The sequence below is a fragment of the Oleiphilus sp. HI0080 genome (genome assembly GCF_001635135.1).
In genome coordinates, this window is record NZ_LWFU01001099.1 from 1 (window position 1) to 688 (window position 688).

1 protein-coding gene and 1 pseudogene are annotated in these 688 nt (G+C 47.7%); both read left to right on the forward strand.

Annotated elements, in window-relative coordinates; translation table 11 throughout:
- A partial coding sequence (moaC, locus tag A3751_RS20105) for a cyclic pyranopterin monophosphate synthase MoaC (protein ID WP_068458688.1) occupies window positions 1-508 on the forward strand: 508 nt, incomplete at its 5' end.
- Between the two features lie 78 nt (window positions 509-586).
- Window positions 587-688, forward strand: a pseudogene (locus A3751_RS23665) (GTP 3',8-cyclase MoaA); the annotation flags it as partial.

Genomic DNA, 688 nt, shown 5'->3' on the forward strand with positions numbered 1-688 from the left:
TAAGCTTACCCATGTAAACGCCTCAGGGAATGCGCATATGGTTGACGTCTCTGATAAAGCCGTGACTGGGCGTGTTGCAATTGCTGAGGGCTTCGTTCAAATGGAGGCAAGTACACTTGACCTCATTATGAGCGATCAAATCCAAAAGGGCGATGTGCTTGCCGTATGTCGTGTCGCAGGCATTATGGCGGCAAAGAAGTGTTCGGAACTTATTCCATTGTGTCACGGTCTTAACCTTAGTTCGGTCACTATTGATTTTGAACCTGAAAAGAAAGGCGACAAAGGCATCTTACGAATTGTTTCACGCTGTAAGCTGGATGCCCAAACTGGCGTTGAAATGGAGGCGTTAACCGCCGTCAGTGTTGCCGGTCTAACGGTTTACGATATGTGTAAAGCGGTTGACAAGGCGATGGTGCTTGATGGTGTGCGGCTGCTCGAGAAGCATGGTGGAAAAAGCGGAAGTTATTATGCCCCTCAAATTGGCAGTGCTAACGAGCCAACAGCTTAAAAGATTAAAGAAGACTTTGCGCGTTGTTGATTCAACTTCGCTCGATTCGTTTGGATAACAGAAGCTCCTATGGCCGACATGATTAGTAGGCAACAAACCAGACTCGTGGATCGCTTTGGGCGGAGCGTGAGCTACGTTCGTATGTCCGTGACAGATCGTTGTGATTTTCGTTGTGTCTAT